The organism is Arcobacter sp. (assembly GCF_050300555.1).
Classification (GTDB): domain Bacteria; phylum Campylobacterota; class Campylobacteria; order Campylobacterales; family Arcobacteraceae; genus Arcobacter.
Genome location: NZ_JBNKXY010000336.1, coordinates 1 through 551, shown reverse-complemented (window position 1 = coordinate 551; position 551 = coordinate 1). Strand labels below are relative to the sequence as shown.

General features: G+C 36.5%; 1 protein-coding gene. It reads left to right on the top strand.

The window, feature by feature from the left end; translation table 11 throughout:
• Positions 1-277: 277 nt before the first annotated feature.
• The coding region (locus ACQY5W_RS13485) for a hypothetical protein (RefSeq protein WP_428025484.1) at positions 278-551 on the top strand (274 nt) is incomplete at its 3' end.

Here is a 551-nt window from a genome sequence, read left to right as displayed (position 1 = left end):
AGCGGGAAAAACAACTAAAATATTTTGTAAGAACATGAAAATATTATTGTTTGAAGATGAGAAATATAAAGGATCAATATTTGGAAATTACAACATTGCCAAAAATTTGAGAGCCTTTTTGTAAAAAAAATAGATTGAAAACTGATTATAGTAAAGTTTAGGGGCTAATTTAAAAAAGGTAGGAGTTGTTTATGGATTTATTAAAAAAATCTAGGGCTTTCCTGTGATTTCATCATTTTCTGGGATTTCTTGGAATTTTTTTATATAGGAAAAAGTCATGGATCGGGTATGTGGATCATGGCAGGCTCTCGGTCCATGGTGGACTCACGACCATGGGGCGGCGCGGCCGCTCCAGGGCTCAGGAGGTCATCGTGATAGCTCGAAGAGAGAGAGAGAGAGAGGAAGAAAAAGTATTGAAAAAGAGAGAGAAAAGCTCCAAGAATCTCTTCAAATAAAAGGGGAAGTCAATATTTTGAGAGGAGAAAAACACTTCAACTTCGAAAACCCTTTTTATATGATTCCATTTTCTCCCCCTCCATCATACCATTTCG